The following is a 7,658-nucleotide window of genomic DNA, read 5'->3' as shown; positions in this document are numbered from 1 at the left end:
CTGGCTCTACGTGATCTGGCACTGCTGGCAAGCCGGCGAAGCCTACGACCCCGCCCGACACAACGCCCTGCAACGCATCCTCAACCAAGATCAACGGCAGGCGGCTTGACACAGGGCTTCTCACGCGTCCTCCCCGCTGGGCCGCCGGTCGTCTCGGCCATGGTCCCACCCGGCCCGACCGGAGAGGATTCGCGCGGGTAACCCGTGCCGATCCACTCCGTAAGCTCGGACGACGTGCGCCTGGCCACCTGGAACGTCAACTCGATCCGCACCCGCGCCGACCGGGTGGTCGCCTGGCTGCAGCGCTCCGACGTCGACGTCCTGGCGCTGCAGGAGACCAAGTGCCGCGACGACCAGTTCCCCGAGTCCCGCTTCGCCGACCTCGGCTACGCCGTCGCGCACGTCGGCCACTCGCAGTGGAACGGAGTGGCCATCCTGTCGCGGATCGGCCTGGACGACGTCGAGGTCGGCTTCCCCGGCCAGCCCGGCTGGGGCTCGGCCGACCGGCCCGACCCGGACACCGAGGCCCGCGCGCTGGGCGCCACCTGCGGCGGCGTGCGGGTGTGGAGCCTCTACGTGCCCAACGGCCGTGCGCTCACCGACCCGCACTACGAGTACAAGCTGCGCTGGCTGGCGGCCCTGCGGACGACGGCGGCCGGCTGGCTGACCGCCGACCCCGCGGCGCAGGTCGCCCTGGTCGGCGACTGGAACATCGCCCCGCAGGACGAGGACGTGTGGGACGTGCGGGTCTTCGCCGCCTCCACGCACGTCTCCGAACCCGAACGCGCCGCGTTCCGCGCGATCGTGGACGCCGGGTACGCCGACGTCGTCCGGCCGCACGCCCCCGGCCCCGGCGTCTACACCTACTGGGACTACACGCAGCTGCGCTTCCCCCGCCGCGAGGGCATGCGCATCGACTTCGTGCTCGGCTCGCCGGCGCTGACCGCCCGGGTCGGCGGTGCGCGCATCGACCGCGAGGAGCGCAAGGGCAAGGGCGCCAGCGACCACGCCCCCGTGGTCGTCGAGCTCACGGACTGATGCCGCCGCGGCCGGTGTTGCACGAGGTGATGAGCGCACCGGCCCCCGCCCCCGCCCCCACCCGGCCCAGCCCTCCCCCGCCCACCCAGCCCAGCACTCCCCCGCCCACCCGCCTCTGGACGCCGAAGCGCGTCCTCGTCACCCGCTCGGCCGCCGAGCGCCCGCACGGGCAGCGCATCCTGGCCCGCCTCGAGGCCGCCGGCGTCGACGACGTCGAGCTGCTGCCCGGCGACCGGCTGCCCCCGCTGCGGGGGGACGGCGACCGCGCGGCGTTCATGGCCGCCAAGGACACCCTCGCCGTCGTCGTCCCCCCGCCGTCCAAGCGCGCACTCCAGCCGATCCCGCCGTCGGCGGACTGGCGGGTCGACCTGGCCGAGGGCTGCCCGGCGCACTGCCAGTACTGCTACCTCGCCGGCTCGCTGTCCGGGCCGCCGGTCACCCGGGTCTTCGCCGACCTCGACGAGGTGCTCGCCGGCCTGGACGGCTACGTGGGCCGCGGCTCGGTCACCTCCGCCACCGTCGAGCGCGGCGGCGAGGGGACGACGTTCGAGGCCTCCTGCTACACCGACCCGCTGGCCATCGAGCACCTCACTGGCGGCCTGGCCCGGATGATCGAGCACTTCGGCACCCACGACTGGCCCGGGCCGGTGCAGCTGCGCGCCACCACCAAGTTCGACGACGTGGCCGGCCTGCTCGACCTGCCGCACGGCGGGCGCACCCGGCTGCGGTTCTCGCTCAACGCAGCCTCGGTGGCCCGCCGCTTCGAGGGCGCCACCTCACCGGTGCCCGCACGGATCGCCGCGCTGGGCGCGGTCGCCGCGGCCGGCTACCCGGTGGGCCTGACGATCGCGCCGATCATGCCGGTCGAGGGCTGGCGCGAGGAGTACGGCGCCCTGCTCGACGCGGTGGCGGCGGCGCTGCCGGCCGGCGCGGACCTCACCGTCGAGTGCATCACCCACCGCTTCACGCCGGGCAGCAAGACGACGCTGCTCGACTGGTACCCGCGCACGAAGCTGGAGATGGACGAGACGCGGCGCGCGACCAAGCGGGGGAAGTTCGGCTCGGTCAAGCACGTCTACCCGAAGGAGACGATGGCCGAGCTGCGCGGCTGGTTCGAGGCGGCCGTCGCCGAGCGGCTGCCGCAGGCCCGCTTCCTCTACTGGACCTAGCACCCCCTGGACCCAGCACCCCCTGGACCCAGCACCCCCTGGACCCAGCACCCCCTGGACCCAGCACCGGGACCGGGTTGGGTGCGCCACCCGGTTGGGTACGACCGACCCATGGGTGACTTCACCGCCTCCACCACGGTCGGGCGCGACCCGCAGTCGCTGTTCGACTACCTCTCCGACGTGGGCAACCTGCCCCGGTACTTCTCCCGCATGACCTCGGCCGAGCCGGGTCAGGGCGAGGAGGTGCACACCACCGCCCGGATGCCCGACGGGCAGGAGGTCCAGGCCGACGCGTGGTTCCGCGTCGACACCGGGGCGCAGCGCATCGAGTGGGGCTCGGAAGGCCCCAACGACTACCACGGCCACCTCGACGTCCGCCCGGACGGCGGGGGCAGCGAGGTGGAGGTGTACCTGCACACCACCCGGGTCGACGACGGCAACCAGCAGGTCGAGGACGGGCTCCGGGAGACCCTGGCGAACATCAAGCAGCAGGTGGAGGGCGGCTCGGCCTGACCGCGGCCCCCTCCCGGGCCCGCTGGCCCCTGCAGGGAGAAGGACCCCGGCCCCCACCCGCCGCGAGCTCGCGAGTGGCGGGGAAAGGGGTCCTTCTCCGAGGGGTGGGGAGGACCGGCGGCCCCTCTGCAGGGTCCCGCCGCGGCCCCGTCCCGGGTCCCGTCCTGAGCCTGCGAAGAGTGGGGAGGACGGGGTCCTTTCCGGTGGGGGGCAGAGGGGTCCTCCCTCAGGCGGCCGGGATCAGCCCGTTCGGGTCGAGCACGTACTTCTTCGCCGCGCCCTGGTCGAACTCCCGGTACCCGCGTGGAGCGTCCTCGAGCGGGATGACGGTCGCGTTGACCGCCTTCGCGATCTGCACCCGGTCGTGGAGGATCGCCATCATCAGCTGGCGGTTGTAGCGCATCACCGGGCACTAGCCGGTGGTGAACGCGTGCGACTTGGCCCAGCCCAACCCCAGCCGGATCGACAGCGACCCGGTCTTCGCCGCCTCGTCGGCCGCACCCGGGTCACCGGTCACGTACAGCCCGGGGATGCCCAGGGCGCCACCGGCGCGGGTGATGTCCATCAGCGAGTTGAGCACGGTCGCCGGCGCCTCGGTCTGCGCGTCCTTGCCGTGTCCCCGTGCCTCGAACCCGACCGCGTCGACGCCGCAGTCCACCTCGGGCACGCCGAGGATCTGCTCGATCTGGTCCTTGGGGTCGCCCTGGCTGACGTCGACGGTCTCGCAGCCGAAGCTCTCGGCCTGGGCCAGCCGGTCGGCGTTGAGGTCGCCGACGATGACCACGGCGGCGCCGAGCAGGTGCGCGGAGGCGGCCGCGGCGAGCCCCACCGGTCCGGCGCCGGCGACGTAGACGGTCGAGCCGGTGCCCACCCCGGCGGTGACGCAGCCGTGGTAGCCGGTCGGGAAGATGTCCGACAGCATCGTCAGGTCGCGGATCTTGGTCAGCGCCTGGTCGCGGTCGGGGAACCGCAGGCAGTTGAAGTCGGCGTACGGGATCATGACGTACTCCGCCTGGCCCCCGGTCCAGCCGCCCATGTCGACGTAGCCGTAGGCCGAGCCGGGACGGTCCGGGTTGACCGTGAGGCAGATCCCGGTCTTGCCCTCCTTGCAGTTGCGGCACCGGCCGCAGGCGGTGTTGAAGGGCACGCTGACGATGTCGCCCACCTCGAGGAACTCGACGTCCGGGCCCTTCTCGACGACCTCGCCGGTGATCTCGTGACTGAGCACCAGGCCCTCCGGCGCCGTCGTCCGCCCGCGGACCATGTGCTGGTCGCTGCCGCAGATGTTGGTGCTGACGGTCCGCAGGACCACCCCGTGCGGGGTCTTGCGCCCGACGTTGGACGGGTGCACCCCCGGGCCGTCCTGCAGCTCCAGCCTGGGGTAGTCCAGGTCGGCGACCTCGACCTTGCCCGGTCCCGTGTACACGACGGCCTTGTTGCCTGCCACAGCGCTCCTCCTCGTGGTCCATGGCCGGCTGTCGGCTGGGCCGGTCGCGTTCCCCTCTCCCCACGCCGGTCGGCGCGGACCGCAAGTGTGTCGTGCACGACACAACTGCTCCCGGATGGGGATCGAACCACCCTCCCGCAACGGCCTGTGACCACGTAGCGTGTTTACTCGTGTTCGTACTGCTGCCGCCGTCGGAGACCAAGGCCGTCGGTGGGGACGGCGTTCCGCTCGACCTGGCCGCCCTCTCCTCCCCCGCGCTCACCGCAGTCCGGGCCGAGCTGGTGCGGACGCTGGTCGACCTGGCCGCCGACGCGCCGGCGTCCCGCGCCGCCCTGGGCCTGTCCGAGCGGCAGGACGACGAGGTCGCGCGCAACGCCGCCCTGCGGCACCGGCCCGACCCTGCCCGTCCTCGAGCGCCACGCCGGCGTCCTCCACGACGCGCTCGACGTGCGCTCGCTGACCCGCGCCCAGCGCGCGCGGGCCGACCGGCGGCGGGCGGGGTTGCACGTGGAACACGACGGCGGGACGGCGCTGACCCTCGTCGTCCCCGCGCCGCGGGCGGCCCGGTGAGCGGTGCCGTCGCCACGGTGGTCCGGATCGGCTCGGTCGCCCGCGACCGACCAACCGTGGCATAACCTGCGGTGACACGCGAGGCTCGAACAGCGGGGCTGACCGGCGGGCACACGCCGCGGCCGTGTGTCGACGACGGAGAGGAACCGGTGGAGGGATCCCCGCGACGGCTCGGTGCCGTCCGCACGGCCGACGTCACCCTGGCGGCGGAGGAGCTGCGCAACGACCCCGCCCGCGTCCGCGCGGCCCGTCGGCTGCGGGCCGCCCAGCGCGGCACCCCGGCCCTCGACCGCCTGGTGGAGCTGGCCGCCCGGCTGCTGGGCACGCGGGCGGGGCAGATCTCGGTGCTCGACGACGTCGCGACGATCGGTGGCGCGGTCGGCCTGCTCCCGGGCCACGCCGACGGCGAGACGAGGCTGACCGACACGCCGTGCACGCTGTCGGCCGCCTCGGACGACGTCGTCGTCATCCCCGACGCCCGCGCCGACGAGCGGGTCGGCTCCCTGCCGCCGGTGGTCACCGGCGCGGTCGGCTCCTACCTCGGCGTCCCGCTCGCCGACAGCGAGGGGCACGTCGTCGGCTCCCTGTGCGTGTTCGACCCGGCGCCGCGCGAGTGGTCGGAGACCGACGTCGCGACGCTGCGCCAGCTGGCCGCCTCGGTGGTCACCGAACTCGAGTACGCGGCGCTGACCGGTGAGTACGAGCGCCAGCACCTGCGCTGGCGGCTGGCGATGGAGGCCGGCCGGGTGGGCACCTTCGACTGGGACCTGCGCACCGGCGAGCTGGTCTGGGACGAGCCGCTGATGGCCGTGTTCGGCTACACCGCCGAGGAGTTCGACGGCACGATCGAGGCGTTCAACCGGCGCCTGCACCCCGACGACCTGCCCCGGGTCGGCGAGGCGCTGCGCGCCTGCATCGAGACCTGCGGCGAGTACGAGGCCGAGTACCGCGTCGTCCACCCGGACGGCGGAACGCGCTGGGTGACCGCACGCGGCCGGGCGCTGGCCGGGATGGACGGCGCCGCCGCCCGCATCCTGGGCGCGGCCTACGACACCACCGAGGACCGCAGCGGCGACGTCCGCGTCACCCGGGTCCTCGAGGCCATGCCCGCCGGCTTCTACTCCCTCGACCACGACTGGCGGTTCACCCACGTCAACGCCGAGGCCGAACGGTTGCTGGGGCGCAGCCGCGAGGAGCTGCTCGGCGAGGTGATCTGGACGGCGTTCCCGGCGACGGTCGGCGGCGTCTTCGAGGAGGGTTACCGCAGCGCCGTCCGGACCGGGCAGCCGGTCAACTTCGACGCCCACTACCCCGCCCCGCTCGACGGCTGGTACGAGCTGCGTGCCTGGCCCAGCCCCGAGGGCCTGTCGGTCTACTTCATCGAGGTCACCGAGCGCAAGCACGCTCGGGACCGCGCCGAGCGCTCGGCGCAGCGGCTGGCCCTGCTGGCCCAGGTGAGCGCCGAGCTCGCCGGCACGCTGGACGCGCAGACCGCGACCAGCCACCTCCCGCGGCTGGTCGTCCCGGCGCTGGCGCAGTGGGGCATCGTCACCGTGGTCGACGCCGAGGGACGCGCCCGCGACGTCGGCTGGTGGCACCCCGACCCCGCCGCCCGGGCGCTGGTCGAGCGCTACGCCGCCGTCCGCCTGGACGCCATGCCGGCCACCTCGCCGGTGGCCCGGGCGCTGCTGTCCGGGGAGACGGTGCGGGCCCCGGCGGACGAGGTCACCGCGCTGCTGCCGCCGGGCGAGGCGCGCGACCTGCTGGGCGTGCTGGCGCCCGGGTCGGCGGTCTGCCTGCCGCTGCGCGGCCGGGGGCGCACGCTCGGCGTGCTGACCCTCTACTCCGGTCGCGGGGAGGCGGTGTCGCGGGAGGACCTCGCCACCGCGCAGGACGTCGCCGACCGCGCGGGGCTGGCGCTGGACAACGCCCGGCTCTACGCCCAGCAGCAGCAGCTGGCCGAGGGCCTGCAGCGCAGCCTGCTCACCGAGCCCCCCGAGCCCGACCACGCCGAGATCGTCGTCCGCTACCTGCCCGCCGCCGAGGCCGCCCGGGTCGGGGGCGACTGGTACGACGCGTTCATGCAGCCCAACGGGGCCACGATGCTGGTGATCGGCGACGTCGTCGGCCACGACACCGAGGCCGCGGCGGCCATGGGCCAGCTGCGCGGGCTGCTGCGCGGTATCGCCACCTACAGCGACGCAGCGCCGGTGGAGGTGCTGCGCGGCCTGGACGCCTCCATGGCGGTGCTGCAGACCCGGGTGATGGCGACCGCCGCGGTGGCCCGCTTCGAGCAGACCGAGGAGGAGCGGGCGCGCGGGATCACCCGGATGCGCTGGGCGAACGCCGGGCACCTGCCGCCGCTGGTCATCAACGGCGACGGCAGCGTCGCGGAGCTGGCCGCCTGGAAGGCCGACCTGCTGCTCGGCGTCGACCCCGAGGTCCGGCGGCAGGAGTCGGTGGTGACCCTCGACCGCGACGCGACGGTGCTGCTGTTCACCGACGGCCTCGTCGAGCGGCGCGACGCCGACCTCGACGCCGGGCTGCTGCGGCTGCGCGAGGCCCTCGCCGAGCTGGCCGACCGGCCGCTGCAGGAGCTGCTCGACGAGGTGCTCGAGCGGCTGGTCGACGGCCGACCGGAGGACGACGTCGCGCTGGTCGCCGTCCGGCTGCACCGGCAGGACCGGCCGCGCCCGGCCGAGGCCGGCCCCAACGACGTCCCGGACGTCTTGGCGGGCGACCCCGCCACCTGACCCGTCGGTGCCCGCGGTGGTGCGCCGACGGTGTCATCGCGATGTCGTCCTGACGAGCGGGGGCCCGGTGGTCTCCCCGAGGAAGGGCGAGATGGGCTCCGCGCAGCCGAGGGAGGGCACGTGGCCGCGGGAACGGTCCCTGGGAGTGGGGGGCCGGAGGCTCCCCCG

Annotated in this window: 5 protein-coding genes and 1 pseudogene; 5 read left to right on the top strand and 1 reads right to left on the bottom strand. The window is 74.6% G+C overall.

Annotation, left to right across the window (positions count from 1 at the left end; genetic code table 11):
• Positions 1-234: 234 nt before the first annotated feature.
• The 3 genes from DQ238_RS08010 (at position 235) to DQ238_RS08000 (ending at position 2,720) form a co-directional block, all read left to right on the top strand.
• Complete coding sequence (locus DQ238_RS08010) at positions 235-1,038, top strand: exodeoxyribonuclease III (RefSeq protein WP_113780747.1); 804 nt, start codon at positions 235-237, stop codon at positions 1,036-1,038.
• Positions 1,039-1,067: 29 nt separating this feature from the next.
• Positions 1,068-2,207 carry a spore photoproduct lyase family protein gene (locus DQ238_RS08005; protein ID WP_113780775.1) on the top strand — a complete coding sequence of 380 codons (1,140 nt, stop codon included), beginning with the start codon at positions 1,068-1,070 and terminating at the stop codon, positions 2,205-2,207.
• 111 nt (positions 2,208-2,318) lie between these two features.
• Complete coding sequence (locus DQ238_RS08000) at positions 2,319-2,720, top strand: SRPBCC family protein (RefSeq protein ID WP_113780746.1); 402 nt, start codon at positions 2,319-2,321, stop codon at positions 2,718-2,720.
• Between the two features lie 226 nt (positions 2,721-2,946).
• On the opposite strand, the pseudogene fdhA reads toward DQ238_RS08000, so the two are convergent.
• Positions 2,947-4,167, bottom strand: a pseudogene (gene fdhA, locus DQ238_RS07995) (formaldehyde dehydrogenase, glutathione-independent).
• A gap of 447 nt (positions 4,168-4,614) precedes the next feature.
• Between fdhA and DQ238_RS24050 the strand changes: the two are divergent.
• Both DQ238_RS24050 and DQ238_RS07985 read left to right on the top strand, forming a co-directional pair.
• On the top strand, positions 4,615-4,737 hold the full coding sequence (locus tag DQ238_RS24050; protein WP_255418029.1) for a hypothetical protein: 123 nt from the start codon (positions 4,615-4,617) through the stop codon (positions 4,735-4,737).
• Positions 4,738-4,886: 149 nt separating this feature from the next.
• On the top strand, positions 4,887-7,490 hold the full coding sequence (locus tag DQ238_RS07985; protein WP_113780745.1) for a SpoIIE family protein phosphatase: 2,604 nt from the start codon (positions 4,887-4,889) through the stop codon (positions 7,488-7,490).
• Positions 7,491-7,658 lie beyond the last annotated feature (168 nt).

It is taken from the genome of Geodermatophilus sp. TF02-6 (genome assembly GCF_003319115.1).
In the GTDB taxonomy this organism is placed as follows: Bacteria; Actinomycetota; Actinomycetes; order Mycobacteriales; family Geodermatophilaceae; genus Geodermatophilus.
Note: the sequence above shows the minus strand (reverse complement) of the source record. Positions and strands in the feature narration are given on the sequence as shown.

Coding starts and splice junctions, on each gene's coding strand:
- DQ238_RS08005 (WP_113780775.1), top strand. CDS start 1,068: ATGAGCGCACCGGCCCCCGCCCCCGCCCCCACCCGGCCCAGCCCTCCC.
- DQ238_RS08000 (WP_113780746.1), top strand. CDS start 2,319: ATGGGTGACTTCACCGCCTCCACCACGGTCGGGCGCGACCCGCAGTCG.